The sequence below is a fragment of the Rhodoferax sp. OV413 genome (assembly GCF_900104385.1).
Classification (GTDB): Bacteria; Pseudomonadota; Gammaproteobacteria; order Burkholderiales; family Burkholderiaceae_C; genus Rhodoferax_B.
Genome location: NZ_FNJA01000001.1, coordinates 1,424,826 through 1,442,054, shown reverse-complemented (window position 1 = coordinate 1,442,054; position 17,229 = coordinate 1,424,826). Strand labels below are relative to the sequence as shown.

At 57.2% G+C, this 17,229-nt stretch carries 18 protein-coding genes; 11 read left to right on the top strand and 7 right to left on the bottom strand.

Annotation, left to right across the window (positions count from 1 at the left end; genetic code table 11):
• Positions 1-16: 16 nt before the first annotated feature.
• A complete protein-coding gene (gene murJ / locus BLT66_RS06630) occupies positions 17-1,597 on the bottom strand; it encodes a murein biosynthesis integral membrane protein MurJ (protein WP_092756792.1) in 1,581 nt (526 codons plus the stop codon).
• 95 nt (positions 1,598-1,692) lie between these two features.
• Between murJ and rpsT the strand changes: the two genes are divergently transcribed.
• From rpsT to gmtX, 4 genes are all read left to right on the top strand, one after another.
• On the top strand, positions 1,693-1,998 hold the full coding sequence (gene rpsT / locus BLT66_RS06625) for a 30S ribosomal protein S20 (protein WP_176954981.1): 306 nt from the start codon (positions 1,693-1,695) through the stop codon (positions 1,996-1,998).
• Positions 1,999-2,476: 478 nt separating this feature from the next.
• Positions 2,477-3,940: a gamma-mobile-trio recombinase GmtY gene (gene gmtY, locus BLT66_RS06620; RefSeq protein ID WP_092757051.1), complete on the top strand. Its 1,464-nt coding sequence runs from the start codon at positions 2,477-2,479 to the stop codon at positions 3,938-3,940.
• A gap of 1 nt (position 3,941) precedes the next feature.
• Entirely contained in the window at positions 3,942-6,884 is a 2,943-nt protein-coding gene (locus BLT66_RS06615) for a gamma-mobile-trio integrase GmtZ (RefSeq protein ID WP_092756790.1), read from the top strand.
• Positions 6,874-7,539, top strand: coding sequence for a gamma-mobile-trio protein GmtX (gmtX, locus tag BLT66_RS06610; protein WP_218922561.1), 666 nt, complete (start codon positions 6,874-6,876; stop codon positions 7,537-7,539). The genes BLT66_RS06615 and gmtX overlap by 11 nt, the downstream gene beginning before the upstream one ends.
• Positions 7,540-7,685: 146 nt before the next feature.
• On the opposite strand, the gene BLT66_RS06605 is transcribed toward gmtX, so the two are convergent.
• The 4 genes from BLT66_RS06605 to BLT66_RS06590 form a co-directional block, all read right to left on the bottom strand.
• On the bottom strand, positions 7,686-8,009 hold the full coding sequence (locus tag BLT66_RS06605) for a helix-turn-helix domain-containing protein (protein WP_092756788.1): 324 nt from the start codon (positions 8,007-8,009) through the stop codon (positions 7,686-7,688).
• 280 nt (positions 8,010-8,289) lie between these two features.
• Positions 8,290-8,553 (bottom strand): hypothetical protein, encoded by a 264-nt coding sequence (locus BLT66_RS06600; RefSeq protein WP_143029150.1) that lies wholly within the window; start codon positions 8,551-8,553, stop codon positions 8,290-8,292.
• A 3-nt stretch (positions 8,554-8,556) separates the two neighbouring features.
• Complete coding sequence (locus BLT66_RS06595) at positions 8,557-9,048, bottom strand: hypothetical protein (protein WP_092756786.1); 492 nt, start codon at positions 9,046-9,048, stop codon at positions 8,557-8,559.
• Between the two features lie 104 nt (positions 9,049-9,152).
• Positions 9,153-9,482, bottom strand: a complete 330-nt coding sequence (locus BLT66_RS06590; protein WP_092756785.1) for a helix-turn-helix domain-containing protein — start codon at positions 9,480-9,482, stop codon at positions 9,153-9,155.
• Between the two features lie 187 nt (positions 9,483-9,669).
• Here BLT66_RS06590 and BLT66_RS06585 point away from each other — a divergent pair, with 187 nt between their 5' ends.
• From BLT66_RS06585 to BLT66_RS06565, 4 genes are all read left to right on the top strand, one after another.
• Positions 9,670-10,170 carry a hypothetical protein gene (locus BLT66_RS06585; protein ID WP_092756784.1) on the top strand — a complete coding sequence of 167 codons (501 nt, stop codon included), beginning with the start codon at positions 9,670-9,672 and terminating at the stop codon, positions 10,168-10,170.
• Positions 10,167-10,679 (top strand): HAD domain-containing protein, encoded by a 513-nt coding sequence (locus tag BLT66_RS06580; protein WP_092756783.1) that lies wholly within the window; start codon positions 10,167-10,169, stop codon positions 10,677-10,679. The genes BLT66_RS06585 and BLT66_RS06580 overlap by 4 nt, the downstream gene beginning before the upstream one ends.
• The gene (locus BLT66_RS06575; protein WP_092756782.1) at positions 10,673-11,176 is read left to right on the top strand and encodes a hypothetical protein; all 504 of its coding nucleotides are present in this window, start codon (positions 10,673-10,675) and stop codon (positions 11,174-11,176) included. The genes BLT66_RS06580 and BLT66_RS06575 overlap by 7 nt, the downstream gene beginning before the upstream one ends.
• A gap of 371 nt (positions 11,177-11,547) precedes the next feature.
• Positions 11,548-12,060: a hypothetical protein gene (locus tag BLT66_RS06565; protein ID WP_092756780.1), complete on the top strand. Its 513-nt coding sequence runs from the start codon at positions 11,548-11,550 to the stop codon at positions 12,058-12,060.
• Positions 12,061-12,504: 444 nt separating this feature from the next.
• Here BLT66_RS06565 and BLT66_RS06560 read toward each other — a convergent pair whose 3' ends face one another.
• Positions 12,505-13,614: an alkene reductase gene (locus BLT66_RS06560; RefSeq protein ID WP_092756779.1), complete on the bottom strand. Its 1,110-nt coding sequence runs from the start codon at positions 13,612-13,614 to the stop codon at positions 12,505-12,507.
• Between the two features lie 96 nt (positions 13,615-13,710).
• Here BLT66_RS06560 and BLT66_RS06555 point away from each other — a divergent pair, with 96 nt between their 5' ends.
• On the top strand, positions 13,711-14,619 hold the full coding sequence (locus tag BLT66_RS06555; RefSeq protein WP_092756778.1) for a LysR family transcriptional regulator: 909 nt from the start codon (positions 13,711-13,713) through the stop codon (positions 14,617-14,619).
• A 1-nt stretch (position 14,620) separates the two neighbouring features.
• Here BLT66_RS06555 and BLT66_RS06550 read toward each other — a convergent pair whose 3' ends face one another.
• A complete protein-coding gene (locus tag BLT66_RS06550) occupies positions 14,621-15,331 on the bottom strand; it encodes a TetR/AcrR family transcriptional regulator (protein ID WP_092756777.1) in 711 nt (236 codons plus the stop codon).
• 271 nt (positions 15,332-15,602) lie between these two features.
• Between BLT66_RS06550 and BLT66_RS06545 the strand changes: the two genes are divergently transcribed.
• Both BLT66_RS06545 and BLT66_RS06540 read left to right on the top strand, forming a co-directional pair.
• The gene (locus BLT66_RS06545) at positions 15,603-16,031 is read left to right on the top strand and encodes a VOC family protein (RefSeq protein WP_092756776.1); all 429 of its coding nucleotides are present in this window, start codon (positions 15,603-15,605) and stop codon (positions 16,029-16,031) included.
• A 46-nt stretch (positions 16,032-16,077) separates the two neighbouring features.
• Positions 16,078-17,196, top strand: coding sequence for a sugar ABC transporter substrate-binding protein (locus tag BLT66_RS06540; protein ID WP_092756775.1), 1,119 nt, complete (start codon positions 16,078-16,080; stop codon positions 17,194-17,196).
• Positions 17,197-17,229: the final 33 nt, after the last annotated feature.

Below are 17,229 nucleotides of genomic sequence, written 5' to 3'. Positions count from 1 at the left end.
GAGCGCTGGGGCAGCGTCAAGCTAGATTGCCATCCGGACGGAGCAATTTACGTAACTTCAGGCCTGCAGCCCAAAGTGCTACGAAATAAATAGCTGCTGACGCAAGCAGTACAAGCGCTAGAAGCCCAATTCTTTCTAATTTTGCGTCCGGAAAGCGGGTCCATGGCACCGCGCCAGCGGCCCAGATCAAAAATACTGCCAATAAAGCGCTGGCTGCCACTACCTGCAGGCTGAACTTCCACCAGCCGGGGCGTGGCTGGTAGCTGCCGCGCTGCCGCAGGCCGATCAGCAGCCACAAGGCGTTGATCAGTGCACCCAGGCCGACCGACAGTGTCAGCGCCGCGTGTTGGAGCAGGGGTACCAGCGCCAAGTTGATTAGCTGCGTGATGACCAGCACCACGATGGCGATGCGCGCCGGGGTTTTCATGTTGTGGCTGGCGTAGAAGCCGGGCGCCAGTACCTTGATGGCCACCACGCCGAGCAAGCCCACGCCCCAGCCCATCAGCGCCAGCGCGGTTTGGCCGACATCGCGTTCGGTGAAGGCGCCGTAGTGGAAGATCACCGCCACCAACGGCGTGGCAAAGGTTAGCAAGGCGACCGAGCAGGGCACCGCCAGCAGCACGACCAGGCGCAGACCCCAGTCCAGCATGGCCGAGTATTTTTCCGGCGCATTGGCGGCCTTGGCGCCGGCCAGCTGCGGCATCAACACTGCGCCCAGGGCCACGCCCAGCATGGCGGTGGGGAATTCCATCAGCCGGTCGGCGCCGCTGAGCCAGCTGACGCTACCCGGCGCCAAGCGCGAGGCAATCTGGGTGTTGATGAACAGCGAGATTTGCGCCACACCCACGCCCAGGAGTGCGGGTACCATCAGTTTTGCTACGTTTTTGGTAGCTTCATCTTCCCACGCAGCGCGCACTACCGACCAACTGGCCCCTATTTTCGGGAACAGCCCCAGGCGCTTCAACGCCGGGATTTGCACGCCGAGCTGCAGCACGCCGCCCAGCATCACGCCCACGGTTTGCGCATAAATCGGCTCGATGCCGTGGTTGCGGAACCAGGGCGTAGCCCACACGGTGGCGCCTATCATGGCGACATTCAGCAACACGGGAGTAGCCGCGGGCACGGCGAAGATGCGCCAGGTATTCAGGATGCCGGAGGCCATGGACACCAGCGAGATGAACAGGATGTAGGGAAACATCCAGCGGGTCATGGTGATGGCGGCGCCGTAGGCCTGGGGTTCCTGCTGCAAGCCGCCGGCCATGGCCCAGACCAGCAGCGGCGCCCCCAGCACGCCCAGCACGCAGGTGAACACCAGTACCCAGGTCAGCAGGGTGGCGACGCTGTCGATCAGCAGTTTGGTGGCTTCCATCCCGTGCTTGGCCTTGCTGGCGGCGAGCACCGGCACAAAAGCCTGGCTGAACGCGCCCTCGCCGAACAGGCGGCGGAACAGGTTGGGTATGCGGAACGCCACGTAAAAGGCGTCGGTCATGGCATTGGCGCCAAAAGTGGCGGCAAACAGCTGGTCGCGGACCAGGCCCGCCACGCGGGACGCCAGGGTCAACAGGGAGATGGTGGAAGCAGATTTGAAGAGACTCACCTGCCCAGTGTAGCCCGGTCGGGCAAGCTGCCAGCCTGGCTGCTATAATCGTGGGCTTTGCTGGCAACATCCTCTAACACCTAAGGAATACTATTATGGCAACCAAACCAAAGAAAAAGAACCCACGCCTTGCGTCGGGCCGTAAGCGCGTCCGCCAGGACATCAAGATCAACGCTGCGAACACCTCGCTGCGTTCCAAATACCGTACCGCGGTGAAGAACGTTGAAAAAGCCGTTCTCGCTGGCGACAAGACCAAAGCCACCGAGCTGTTTGCCAAGATGCAAGCCGTGGTGGACACGGTTGCCGACAAGGGCATCTTCCACAAGAACAAGGCTGCTCGCGATAAGAGCCGCCTGAGCACCAAGGTGAAGGCACTGGCTGCCGCACCTGTAGCCGCTTAAATCTTTTAAGCAAACCGCCCGGACTGTTTCGCGAGAGCTAAAGAGTCCGCCGTTTTGTAGGGTGCGCTGCCAGCAAAGTAAAGAACCACCTTCGGATATATGGTGTAGATAGTCGTTACTATTGATATCCAAAAAAAGCCACTCTCGATCTTGAGAGTGGCTTTTTTATTTCCGGATCCAATAGCTATGGTGTAAAGAGAGTACTAATAGTAAGCCGGTTACTAGTCCGGCCAGCGGGATTCCGAATTCCGGAAGTTCTTTGTCAGGCCCCTGCCAGGCCGCCGGAGGCCCCCCGATCGTTGTATGTACCCATACACGATCCTGCTTCCAGGATCATGAAGCCGATTACCTTGAAGCTGCCCGAACGGAGGGGCTTCTATCGGCGAAGCAGAAGTTGCAAAATCTGCCATAGCAATCCAGATCACTGATATGCCGCGCTAACCCGTGGCTGCTCGGACAATTTGAAAGGATGGCCTGCGTGCAGCACACCACCGTACGTGGCAAGGTACACCGTGACAATACTGGCGTAGTCACGGAAATCCCCATCCTTGTGACCGAACATGGCCCCCTGCAGCCGCTGGTCGACTACTTACTGGCGCATGCACATGTACGTAGCCATGCGTGGATGCTCAAGGTCACCCAAGCGGTTGGTCTTTTGATCGACTATGCAGCAGCAAATCACGATTCCTTTGAAAACCCTCAGGAATTGTTCCAAACCTTCTCTCAGCGCTTGTATACCGGCACCGTGGGCAACGACGGCACCGATCCCAGCCGACTGTATTGGCAGGGCCGCAGCCAAGCGGTCGTGCAGGCCTTGGTTCAGGGTATCTCGGGGTTCTCGGACTGGATGGCTTGTGCCGACGGCACCAAGCCGCTCAACCCGTGGCGCCAGGCTACACGCAGCGAAGAAATGCTGGCCTGGGCGGCGTGGCACCAGAAACGGGACCGCGCCTTTCTTGCGCACACCTGGGATCGCGAAACCGCCTCGCTCTGCATGACCCGAGCCCGCAATGTCCTGCTCAAGCGCACGCCCATCATTGACCATGAGCCGGTCAAGAAGTTTCCCGAGGAGCGCATCAATGATCTGCTGTTCAAGGGATTTATCGTGCCGGGTAAGCAGAAAAGTCCGCGCCTGGAAGAACGGTTGAATCTGCGTGACATTCTGATCACGCTCCTCATGCACTACGGTGGCCTACGCATGTCCGAGCCGTTTCATCTCTATGTACATGACGTGATATCCGAGGCGGATGGGGCCCAGGTGCGCATCTACCACCCGAGCTTGGGCACCGCGCCACCGGACTGGCCGGATGCCAAGGGCAAACCCATCAAATGCAACCGTCTGGCGTACTTGAGCGGCAAGTACGCCATGCGGCCACGCGATGAATATGCCAGCAGTGACCAGTGGCACGCGGGCTGGAAAGGCAATGCGCTCGACTCCAAAGCACATTTCATGTACGTCACCTGGTATCCGCAACGGGTGGGTGAACTGTTCTGGCAATTTTGGGTTTTGTACATGGCGCAGCGGGCTCAACTGGACTGTGACCATCCCTTTGCCTTTGTGACTAAGACAGGCAAGCCCTATGCCATTGACTCGTTCGAGCGCCAACATCGTCGTGCCGTCGAGCGCATAGGGCTGCAATCCGCCAAAGCCTTGGGCACTTCGCCGCATGGGCATCGCCATGCCTACGGCCAGGCGCTGGCTGATGCCGGGATTGACCCGATCTACCGCAAGAAGGCGCTGCACCACAAGTCGCTCGAATCGCAGGTGGTCTATACCGAGCCGGATCGGGCCAAGCTCATGCGGGCACTGGAGGCTGCTGCTGAGCGCGAGAAGGCCGGCGCGGTACTGCCGCTACCCGACCTGTTGCGCTATGGCTTCAAGGACGTCGACCCACTGGGACTGATGAGTGGCCCGAACCCGAAACTGTTGAGGAGACCCTGAGATGATAAAAAGAATCAAAGGGACCGACCAAAACTTCGAGCCAGAGTTCCGCTTCCTGCTGGCCCTCGATCCGGCCTTCGAGGACTGGCGGGTGCTGGTCGCCGAGTGGTACACGCAGCAAAAACACACAAGCAACACGACCGCTGCGCTCCGCGCCTTTTTCTTGCGCTACCTACACGCTCAGTCACTGAACAAGCACCCTGCAACCCTGTTTGACGCCGGCATCCAGCTGCCCGACCTCTGGGCAACGCTGCAGCTGGACTCGAAAAGCGAAGGGGGAGCAAAAGCACTGCACGACAAGATATTCGATTTTCTCGACTGGGTTCTCCGCACGAAACTGGCACCACCCGATGCCGCTGGTCATCGGGTGGTACCCATCCAACTGAGAAATCCTTTTTCGCGTCTTCGAGCCAAGCAAACTGGCCAGCAGTCAGACCTCACGTTCGCGCACGTTCTGATCCTTGATTCGCGCATGCTGCATTGGCAGGAGCTCGCTGCTGAGTGGTTGGGCGCTCAGAAGGCAGATGTGGCCGGTCGCCGCATGGCTGTCGACAAGTTTCTGATTCACTACATCCTGGGCTGCGATCTATCACGCCATCCCATGGTGTTTCTGACCCGAAGCACCCCCAAACCGAACTGCAGTGAAGTGCTGCTCAAGGTCAAATCGAAAGGGTCAGTCGGTTCGCTTAGCGCTGCGGACATTAGATTCAATAATTATGTCGTCGACTTCATCGACTGGGCGCTCCTTGCAAAACTCTCCATTGAGGACGATCACGGGCCCCGGATCGTGCCGTACGAACTGCACAATCCCGTGGTGCGACTGTCCAAGTCCGGAATCGCCAGACCCTCGGAAACCACCAAATCCTCCCTTTCGATCCGCTACATCAAGGAAATGCGCAGGATGCTGGCCGAGGGGCCGAATTTCCGAGATTGGGTCTGGGCGCAGCAGGCGCTGGAGGGAGGGGGCCGCAGTGGGGACTGGTTGCTAGTGTTTCCCCACCTCGTTAACGTCGACGACCCGGACTGCGTGTGGCGCGAGCGTTATACGACCAAGTACGAACAGGAAGTACTTGTGCTCCCGCCCCGCGTGACCGAGATCTGGTCGCCGGTACGCGCTGTGGCGCTCTACGTGAAACTGGAGCTGCCGCTGCGCACGTCTCAGGTACGTATGTTGGACTCCGGCGAAGCCGACACCTGGCGCTATGTGCACGGTGCGCAAGGCGGCAGCTTCGTGCTGAACGATAGTCCTCTCGCCACCGGCAGCATCACGCGTCCCTACCAACGCGGCGTTTTCCACCGCAGCGCTAACGAATCCGGCGCAGGCCTGTTCATCAACACCAACAAAACCGCGGATATCAACAAGCCGGAGAACGCCAAAGGCTATGTCATTCCCTGGGCCCACGAGACGGTGCTGTATTGGCTAGAAAAATTGCGTCGGTGGCAGGAGCGCTACAACCCGATCAGTACACCGACAAAGTGGTGCGACCTGGAAGCCAAGCACTTCGGTCGCACCCCGCCCCACCCCGCGGTGCTGGAAGCTCGCGGCACCGCTTGCTTTCTGTTCCGCGACGCGGCTGCTAATTCTGAAGGCACTGATCGGCGAAAGCCTCTGACACAGGGCGCGCTCGATCGTCCCTGGTATTTGCTCCTTGCCCGCCTTGAACAGCGTGGCGAGACGCTGGACGACGGCACGCCCATCCAGTTTGTGGATCATTCCACTTCAACAACGACGTACTATCCTCCACATGCACTGCGGGTATCCTTGATCAGCTATCTAGTGTTGGATCTGCAGTTACCCATCGCCATAGTCTCCAAGCTGATCGCCGGGCATGCCCGCATCATCATGACTCTCTACTACACCAAATTCGGGCACGCCTATATGAAGGAGGTGCTGAATGCTGCCGAGCGCAATGTATTGGCGGCGGACGAGTCCAACCATCGGCGCTTCTTAATGGATGCCACGATGGAACAGGTCAGCCAGCGCTTCGCCAGCGTGAGCGTCGATGCCCTGCGTAGTGCTATAGGGCAGAAGTCGGCGGCCACCTTCGTCTTCGAGGACAAGGGCATCTGTCCGGTCGGTGGCTCCATGTGTGACGTCGGAGGGGAGGAAATCACGATGCGGTTGGCTGAAAAATTCTATGCCCCCGTCTCTGGCTACCCGCAGCAGCGCAACTGCGTGCGTTGCCGTTTCTTTTTGACTGGCCCCGCCTTCCTGCCGGGCCTGCAGGCGCATTTCCACGCCGTCAGCTACGAGGCGTACGAACGCTCTGAACGCCATAACGAGCTGCACGAAGAAGTCACCTTGATGGAAAACCGGCGTGCTGATTGTGAGCGTGGCAGGCAGTTGTTCACCGAAACCCGCGAGCTGGAACGGCTCTCGCAACGCTACGAAGCGGAGGCGGAAGCGATGGGAATGCTGGTCAACGACATGCAGGCCACCTATTACCTGATCGCGCGTTCGCTGGAGATCATGCAGGACGCGAACAAGGACGGGGTGCAGTTGGTGGCGGTCGGCGAAATGCGCGACATTAAAGTGGCCCTCACCGAGACCTCCTCGGAACTGCACCACATCGAAGTCCTCTGCGAAAACGCCGTGATCTACCCGGAGATCGATGCCCGTAAACCGGTTTTAAGGCGCAGTCAACTACTGGATTGCATGCTCGAATTCAACAAAATGCCGCCGGTCTTTTTCCGACTGGACCCCACGCAACAACTGGCGGTGGGCAATGCCGTAATGCAACTTATTCAGGCGCGCACTGGCTCACTCCAGGGCGCACTGGAGTACGTGGAAGGCTCGCGTCGGCTGCGCGATTTAGGCATTGTCGACGAAACCTTGGATCTGCTCGCCGAGAAGGTCGCCGGAACGCCCGCCCGTGAAGTCCTTGATGCCGTGCGTGCCGAACGCGTATTGCACGCACCTCATGGAGACAACGATGCACCCTGATGAACTACTGGAGCAACTCAAGGCCAGCGCAACGCCGCGCAAGATCAAGAATCTCGACATCATCCATGCCGTGTGCCGGGAGCAGCACGAGCGCGGCAGCAAAGACTTTTCGGTGGCGATGATTTCCAAGATCGCGCAGGAGCGTGGTGGACCGGTCAAATCAACCATTCATAACAAGACCGGCGATGACTTCAAAGGTCTGATCAAAGCATGGGCTGACCATACCGGTGTTGCAACCCGCAAGGTACGCAAGCTCAACGAGAACCCTGTTTATGCTGTTCTCGACAAGATTCCCGATCCAGCTGTGCGCGCCGTCATGGGCGCGGTGCTGGCTGAAAACAGGAAGCTGCGGGGCGAAGTGAACTTGCTGAAGGCGAACACCGAAGTGGTGATCGACCAGAGAATCACGAGTGCGAGCCAACCCAGGGATACGATCCAGATCCTGCCGGCTTCCACCGGCCTCACCGACTCAGAGAGCGAAGCGCTGCGACACTCTATCAGCGACAAGCTGATGCAGGATGAAGGGTGGACACAAGACGATCATGGACGAGTTTTGAATGCCAAGGGGCGTGTGATCTATAAGATCGGCTACGTGACCGCTATCCAAAAAATTGTTGCTATTGTTGGACCTACCAGCTCTGTCTATGGGGTGTGAGCACTCTACCGATTTTCTTTGATCAGAGCCATTTGTCATAGGGCCCTTAGAAGCACTGACAATTCTGTAACTTGGTTGGTCAAGTGTTTCCGGCCCACCTGGTCAAACTGACTGCAACACTTGGCGCTTGGTCACCTAGCATCCGCTTACTTTGATTTAGATAAAGCTGACCGATTTCCCCGTCGCATGAAATCTTCGACCCGGCTAACTACGCTCCCGCTGTCGCTACCTAGGGCCGAACAAATCTTCAGTACAACAAACAAGGTGGGTTGACTTTCCCCTCGTTCGATCCTCCCAAGGTACGACCGTTCGACGTCAGCAAAATGCGCCAAAGTTTCCTGCGATATTCCCGCGGCCAAACGATCTTCCCGCACGATTGAACCGAAGGCCGAGGCCACGTTGGCATCAAAGCTTCTTGCACCCGGTGGTCTGCCGCGAGCGGGGGGAGAGTTCTTAAGACGGGAGGGCATCAGCCCAAGCGTCTCGTTTTCGTCCTTTTCAGGCCACGTTATTTAAAACGCAGAACAATACTTTTTTTCCCCAAGTACTGGAGTCGCCGCAAGTTGATGCAGTGAGATCGAGCAGGGGCGATCCTCACCAGTACAAGCTTCCGGGCAGGCTAGTCTCACGATTCGGGCGGTCGGTCAGCCGCCGTTCAAAATTCGTGGTTCGACTGATCTCTTGGGCAATTTAGATATATTGTTCTGGCCGCCGACTGAACCGTTTCCGCGCCCGACATCCAGGTTGCCATCAAGGATTGTGTGAAAATTGCTTCCAAACCGAAGCGGCGACGTCAATGGTGACGTCTTGCCCGAGCTCATGCAATGCAAGTTGGACATTGCGTGCGTCTGCTGCCTCGTCCTCCTCCAGTTGCAGAGCCACATGTGAGGCGCTGCTGTGTTGGATCCACCGGGCCAAGTCTGACGCAAATTTCTGCGTGTCTTCGTCCATCAGTTTGTCGAATTCAGGGCTTCCAAATTCACCACCGACTGATGTCATGGAATCCCATGCCAAGTCTTAGTCGGAGGGTGTGTACGAAGCGCCAGATATTGACGTTGCCGAAATCCGGTCCCCTGGTCCGATCCAGAACTCGTGGTATCCGCAATGCTCCGTAAACACTGCGACACGATAAATGGCTCCCTCAGCGGGTGTTGCGCCTACGTAAAACGCCCGCCGAAACGTCAGATCGGAGCCATCTTGAAATTGGACATGGACACCGTCATCTGAAAAATCCGTCGCCACTAGGTTGTTTTCCAGAACGTCTTCGGCGGAGCGCCCTAGCTTCTTTGAAAGTGCCATCTGCCAGTTCTCCAGAATACCGATCCACGGCATGGCTGCTTTGCTTCGGAGGTGGTCAAGTTCTTCCTGGGCTGCAGCTCGGATATCGTCCTGAAATGGCGCCTCGTCCTCACTAAAAATGTGTTCCAGGCATGCACCTCCGATGTCCATAGTCGCGATTGCGTAGTCGAGCCAAGACTGGAAATCAGGCGGCGGGGCTGGTTTACTCATTTCAAACCTCCGTGTTTTGGCGGGCTTTGTTGACCGGAATAAACGCTCAGATTGCTATCCAGCGACCAAACGGACGCATTGGACGGATCGTTCGACGTAGAGCGCTAGCCGTCCGTGCTCCGCCTTTTCCTGCGCGTTACGGGTGCAATCCGATGGCTGCCCGCTCTGAACCTAGCCTCTGGCACGGAGTGCAGTTTCAGTCGTTGGTCTAGCTCCCGGACAAACTCGACGAAGTCGATGTCCATGGCGTTCAGCCAAGCCCAAAGCTCTACAACATCCAGCCGACGCGTGCCACGTTCCACCTTGCTGACGGTCGCCTGGCCACGGCCAAGGCGCGTCGCCAGATCCAACTGACGCAGGCGCAGCAATTCACGCCTGCTTCGCAGCAGGCCTAGGAAAACGTCATTGTGTCGACTGTGTAGAGACTTAAGCATTGGGCACCATGGGCAGACACCGTAGCGCAGATTGGCCCGTATTCCGAAAGCGAATCTATCCACAGGCCTCGGGGTCGTGTATCCCCAATCTCGGAGCACTTATGAGGATGGGCTTGCATAATTTACGCGTTTTATATAACGCAGCCATATTCTTTGCATCGAAGCCCATTTTCGCGAGTCCGATCCCATGTTTGAAACCGTTCCCGAGCTCGCATTTCCATTTCCGAAGGCCTTGGTGGCGTTGGGTGCCCAACATTGGCTCGCCTTCCGTTTGACCTATTCCCATCCCTGGTTCGTGGCGACTTTCCTCGTTGGATCCGGCGATGCCGCACGGCACGCAACCTGGGGCGTGTCGTCAGATCGTGATCTTGTAGATCGGCTCGAACACGCTGACGGCAAAACACTGGTTGGATTAGTTTGTATCGTGCCGCCGTGGAGTTCCGCCACTGGCCGGTGGTCAAGCCGCGAGGTCGGTTCAATCTGGCGGGTGCGGGAGCCGATCGATAGAGCGGAGGGTCTGGTGTTCCAAGATCTCGATGGTGCCGACTTCGTTGCAGGATTGCACAGTGCGGGAGTTCTGGACTTTGGCGGTCGGCAACTCATCATGAAGATTGCGATGAGGAGCCCGCTTCAAGCGATGGCAGCGGGTACACATACCAACGATCGAAGGAGCCAGGCGCACACATGACACTGTTTTTGGATTTCGATGGCGTGTTGCACCCCGATGCGGCATATTTGATCAATGGCCGCCCCATGCTAAAGGGGGACGGTGAGTTGTTCATGTGGGCGCCGTTGCTGACTGAAGTCCTGGCTGACTTCCCCGAGGTGAAGATCGTTCTCAGCACGAGCTGGGCAAGAGAGCTGTCGTACAGCCGCGCCCGTGACTGGCTGCCGCCTGCGCTGCGCGCGCACGTCGTCGGCGCGACCTGGCACAGCGCCATGGCCGCGCCGCTGGCAGGATTCCGCATGCGATTCACTTGGTACGACCAGGCAACGCGGTACCAGCAAATCAAGCGATACGTTGGGCGCGCAGGATTGACCCATTGGGTCGCTGTGGACGATCAGCCTGAAGGCTGGACTGTCGAAGACCAGGACAAACTAGTACACACGGACGGCAATTTAGGACTGTCGGACCCTGCCGCACTGGCGCAGCTGGTCTCGAAGCTGGAAAACCTAAGGAAATCCGAAGCATGCTGATTTTTTTGGACACCGAATTCACGCGGCTAACGTATCCCGATCTGATCAGCGTCGGGATGGTGACCGAGGACGGCAGGGGGCTCTACAGTGAGCGAAACGACTTCCACGCGAAGGACTGCAGCCTTTTTGTACAGGAAACGGTATTGCCGCTTTTGGGTCGGATCCCCGGTGCAACTTGCAGCCGCATGGATCTGACCCACCGTTTGCGAGAGTGGTTGGCGCAGTTTCCAGAGCCACCGACATTCGTTTTTGATTCGCACCACGACTGGCATTTGCTGGCCCTAGCCTTGCTGGGCAGGCCTAAGAAAGATCCGCCTGGTGCCTTCGGGAAGCAACTGTTTGTGGACAGTTCGGTTTTCGCACATCCGGCGTTTGAGGCCGCTGCGCATGCGGCTTATACGGAAGAACTTCCGATCCACCATGCCCTTGCAGATGCCCGCGCGTTGATGGCAGGCTATCGTGCTTGGAGCAGCGCAACTGGCGGAACTCGCCTTTGAATCAATGAGACCGTCAGAAGCAGTGAAAATTTACCGCGACCACATTCATCGCATTGTGGGGGCGCACCACGCCTCTAATCCACGCGCCATCGGCCATGGTCCTGGGGATGATGCCAGCGAGGAAGGTGACCTGGAGATTTTGATCGATCCAACGCCGAAGACCACATCTTTTAGCATTTTTGCTATCCGCCATGAGCTGCGTGAGCTCCTGGGGGTGTGCGTCCACGTTCGGACACCAAAAACTTTGCCGGCGAGGTTTCCCACTTCAGTTTTGACGGAAGCGAGGCCTATATGAACAGGGGCGCCCCGGGCGCAAAATGCCGGCTACCAGGTATGGGCCGTGACCTTTGAGAACAGCTGAGGACTCAATCGTGCTTGTATTCCTTGACACCGAATTCACAGGGTTTGGCAAGAAGCCGGACTTGATCAGCCTTGCACTAGCGGCCGACGACGGTAGGGAGCTCTACGTTGAGCGGAACGACTACGCGGCCGAGGGCTGTAGCGATTTCGTTCGTGAGAACGTATTACCCCAGCTGGGTCGCGTGGCGGGTGCCGCCTGCAGCCGCGTCGAATTGGCCTTTCGGATCCATGCCTGGCTCCAAGCTTTACCGGAGCCAGCGATCGTCATCTTTGACTATTCTGGCGACGGCGTTTTGCTCACGGAGACCCTAGCAATGAAAGGCGATCAGCTGGTTCCATCCAAAGTTGCTGAAATGCGGCTGCTTGGACGCACGACCATTAACCATCCCGTATTTGAGCATGCACAAGCGGGCATCTACACGGACGGACTTCTCCCTCACCATGCCTTGGCCGATGCCAGAGCGTTGAGGGCGGGCTACAGGGAGTGGGTGAAATTCAAGGAACCGATCTGGCGGATTCGGTGACCGACGGCATTCCATTTGTATGTGCATTTCAGCTCTGGCATCCACTATGGCGCGCAAGCACAACCCAACACATCCAGTAGGTCCATCATGAAGAAAACGTATGGCTTAGTTCTTAAGGAGCAGCGGGAGCCGGTGCGCCCGGTGCACATGGACCTGACAGGCAAAGAGGGATCAGGGGGGTAATGGCCGCCGCGAAGCGCGTCATGGCAACGCATGCCAAGGTCATCAAAGCACTGGCTAAACGGTAGCTACGGTTGGCGCCGGCATCGAACGGGCGATGGGGCCCTCGATAGTTATTCGCTGAACTTGCGCACTAGAGTTTAATAAGGTGCCGGCAGTTCAAACTGCCGGCACCTGCTGGGGGTAGTCCATTGCACGCCAGTTGAATGACGTGCCACCAACGCTACTCACGATGTTGAGCAGCCTTCGTGCTAACTTGGCAGACTAGACCAAAGCCGAACCGGTAGTCGCATGCGCTGGATAGTCGATATAACCTTTTCCATCCCCGCCATAGAACGTCGCGTGTGCGTCGTAGTTCACCGGCGTGAGTTCGTGCCCCTGCTGGATTCGTGTAACGAAATCAGGGTTTGTGATGAAGGGCTGGCCAAATGCGACGAGATCGGCGAGTCCGCTTTCCAGCATTGCCCGTCCGGTTTCATGCGTGTATTTACCGGCCACCATGATCGGGTTACGATAGATCTCGCGGACGCTTTTTCGATACTCTTCCGGCATGGGGGTATACCGCGAAATGTTTTCCGAAAAATGGACATAGGCTAGATCCAAGGGCGCCAATGCCTTGAGGGCTTTCAATGTCACCGCAGGAATCTCAAGATCCTCTTCCGCATAGCCCTCTGTCACGAATGGCGATACACGAATCCCGACCTTGTCCGCACCGATCGCACTCACGACTGCTTCGGTGATCTCCACAAGCAAGCGAATCCGCTTTTCCTGGCTACCTCCGTAGACGTCGGTCCGGGTGTTGCTCCCAAGCCGCATGAACTGGTCAATCAGATAGCCGTGAGCCGCATGCAGCTCCACGCCGTCAAAACCGGCCTCCATGGCGTTTTCGGCTGCCGCCACAAAGTCTTCGATGGTGTCCTCGATATCCGCGAGCGTCATTGCGCGCGGTTTTTCAGTCTCAATCATTCCAAAACCACCGGTTGGAAGGGGCCCGTAGACCTTGTCCGGATCCTTGACTGACGAAGCAGATACCGGCGTGAACCCCGAAATTGACGAATGGGAGCGACGGCCCACATGCCATAGTTGTACAAAGATCTTCCCGTTATTGCGGTGTACCGCATCGGTTACCTTTTTCCAGCCTGCCACCTGGGCTGGTGAGTAAATACCTGGGGTCATCGAGTAGCCTCTACCTACCTCTGAAATCGGGGTTCCTTCGCTAACGATCAGGCCAGCACTCGCACGCTGCGCATAGTAGGTTGCCATCAACGCGTTGGGCACGTCGCCGGGCTGGTCTGCTCGTGAACGGGTCATGGGGGCCATAACAACGCGATTCTCGAGCGTAAGTCGACCAAATTTATGGGGGGTAAATAGCATGTGGAACTCCTTGTTGACGAATGACGACAACTCTATGGGGTTCCCGTTATGCGCGCTAGACTACCAATTGGAACAACAACTATGAAATAGATTCACATGAGTCGCCAGGAAATAAACCGTTCTGCTGAGATGGAAGTATTTGTGCAGGTCGTGGAGTCCCAGAATTTCTCTGCGGCGGCAAGGCGGCTGTCCATGACTCCGTCGGCCGTGAGCAAGTTGGTCGCTCGGCTGGAGGCGCGCCTTGGCGCACGTCTCTTAGTTCGTTCGACACGCGGAATTTATTTGACCCCAGAGGGGGCCAGTTTTGAAGCCCGTGCCAAGGAAATTCTGGAATCGATGGCGGTAGCCGAAAGGGAAGCATCTCGCACATCGACACCGAGAGGCAAGGTTCGCGTCAACGCAAATGTGCCGTTCGGAAGGCACTGCCTTATTCCTCTCGTTCCCACGTTGCTTCAGCGCTATCCCGATATCCGCCTTGACCTCGTGCTAAGTGATCAGGTCGTAAATGTGCGGGAGGAAAAAACTGACATTGCCATCCGAACTGGGCCGCTCAAAGACGTGAGCTTGGTCAGCAGGGATCTGGGTTCCAGTCGGTACGTGGTGGTGGCCTCGCCAGAATATCTCTTGCGCCATGGAGTTCCGACCGAGCCTGCTAGCCTTGCGGCGCATAACTGCCTGGAGTTCGGATTTTCCCGTCACACCCGGACATGGCCATTCACCGATGCAGGTGGTCGCGCTGCCGTGGTACCTCTGGGAAATTTGCAAGTCAGCGACGGCGAGACTATGCGTATGCTCGCGCTTGAAGGGGTTGGTATTGCTCGTCTCGCCCACTTCCACGTATCCCAGGACCTCGCTGCGGGGCGATTGATTCCATTGCTAGAACAGTTCAATCCAGGCGATGTCGAGGCCGTCCACGCGGTTTTTGTGGGGCCTGGACTGGAGTTGCCTGCCAGGGTTCGTGTAGTACTCGATTTCCTGTACGAAACCGTGAAGATTGAGCCTTGACCTAAGCGCGATCGCTGCGCGATTCTTTCAGCACAGCGGGGGTACCACCCAGGAACGCATCCACGCGGAAGGCAATGGCCCGATCCAGGTTTTTGGGGACGGGTTGCTCATAGACCCATTTGCGGACCCCGATGTAGAAGACGCTGGAGTGCATGGCCCAAACCAGCTCAAGTTCGTCCTCTTCTTCCTGGGCATTTGCGGGGTCAGGAATGCTGAAGGAGTGCCGCATCTCGCGGGCAATCACCTTGAAGTGTCGCTCCCGCAGCCGAGAAAGGTATTTTTGGTTGATCCCTCCGCGCGTGAGGCCTGCGAACATAAAGATGCGTACCCATTCGCTACGGAGAATGAAGCGTGCGTAGTCTTGTAGGTACTTTTTGAGCCTATCTCCCAGCGGCATAGAGCGGTCCGCAAGCCACTCCTCCCATTCCGGATTCCAGCGCCGAACAAAGATCTCCTCATATACACGCTCCACCAACGCATCTTTCGTCGGGAAGTAGCGGTAGAGCAGTGACTGCGTGATCTCCAGCTCTTTGGCGAGGTCTCGCGTGCTCGCCTCGAAGCCATGGTTTGCAAAGAAAGCGATGGCTTTCTGAACGATCAAATGTTCGCGGTCCTCCGGTGCCAGGCGACGGCGCACAGCCGGAGCCACTGCCTCCACAGCAACTACGTCCGCTATCGATTGCGCAACACCGGCAATGGTTTTATTTTTCATTGATGATCAATTGAACATTATTTTTCTTAGGCCTTTTCTCTACTAACGCGTAAGAAGAAAAGTTGTGTGGGTGCATGTTAGGCGATCTTGCCGATTACGTGCGATTTCAGAGGAGATTCCTTCTGGAAAGTAGCCCAGAAGAACTGCTATTCAATGGCAGTAGACAAATTGTGGAGCCCGATGCGAGCACGGGGGGATTAGGGAAAACCATATGGAAAAACTGTTTTTTTAAAATTACTATTGATCAATCGATCATTTAAAGGTTTGAAAAATGTCCATCTCAAAACTGGGCCACTATTCCGTACGAACTGCGGACCTCGAGGCGGCCGTGCGTTTTTACACACGGGTATTGGGGCTGCGTGAGGGCTTCCGACCAGCCTTCAACTTTCCGGGTGCGTGGCTCTACAACGGTGCGGACGAAGCGGACTTTGGCGTGGTCCACCTCATTGGGGTAGATCTAGACAGCCCGCAGGGTTTACTCGACTACCTGGGCGACAAGGCTGATGCGACCGGGACCGGTGCGATTGATCATCTCGCTTTCATTGCAACCGACGTTCGAGGTTTCAGAGCACGCCTGGAGCGTGATGAGATCGCTTTTCGGGAGCGCACCGTGCCTGGCCTTGGGTTGCACCAGGTCTTTTTCGAAGACCCGTCAGGGGTGACGATTGAAATGAATTTTCCCGCCCATGAAGTCGCCTAGCGACTCAATTTTTCCACTGCCTTTCTAAAAAAACCGGAGACAAACCATGACCCCCAAGCTGAACCAATACCTGCTTCGCACCTTGCCACTCATCACGACCGTGGCCTTGGCTGCAACCGCATCACTCGCCCATGCAGCGGATACTTTTATGCCCGCCTGCTACAAGCCTGCCGCAGGGGTTTCATCGACCATCAGCTATCCGGCACGCAAGGGTCCTTATCGTGTGGCCTTGGTCAACGGGCATACGGGTATTCCATGGCGGATGCAGATGATTCAGCAAACCCGCGCCTGGGCTGCTCGACCTGATGTTGCGAAGGACATCAAGGAGCTGAAGGTTGTCAGCACGGGGGCGGACGTCGCCAGCCAAATCGCGGCCATCGACAACTTCATACAGGCAGGCTACGACGCCATCGCGTTCATCGCCGTCAATCCCAAGGCGTTCGATGCGGTCATCCGCCGTGCGAAAAAGGCTGGCACTGTACTGGTCTCATTCGACAACCCGGTGGACAGCCCTGATGTGGTGCGGATCACACCCGAATGGATCGAGTTCGAGGGCGACATCAAGACCAAGGCCGTTGTCGACCTGATGCCTGTGAAAAAGGGGCGGGTACTGGAAGTTCGCGGTCTCCCTGGAAATTCAACCGATCGCGATCGCCACGCGGGTGTACGCAAGATTCTCGACCAGTACAAGGACATTTCGGTCGTCGAAGTAACTGGCAACTGGGATACCGGAACGGTCCAGAAAGTCGTCGCTGATGCGATTGCCGTCAACGGGAAGTTCGATGCCGTGGTGTGCCAACACGGTTGCCGGGGTGTGACTAGCGCGATGAAAGCCGCAAACCATCCGCCGGTCCCGGTCGGGGGCGACGCAGAGAACGGCTTTGTCAAAGCCTTGGTCGATCAGAAGATTCCAGGCATTTCTGTGTCCACATCCCCTGGCCAGGGCCCTGTTGCCATGAATGCGGCTATCGCCTTGCTGCAAGGGAAAGCTTTGCCCTCTCTCGTGAACCTGCCGACTCCTAACGTCTTGACCAAGGATATGAAGGCAAACGTCAACTACTTCCCGGACCTCCCAGACAGCTATGAAACGGTGTCCAGCTACGGCAGCTGTGGAATCAGCTTTACCCCTGACGAAATTAACAAGTTCAACCCCGACAACAACTGAGAGCAGGATTTTGGACAACCTAGTCGAACCACC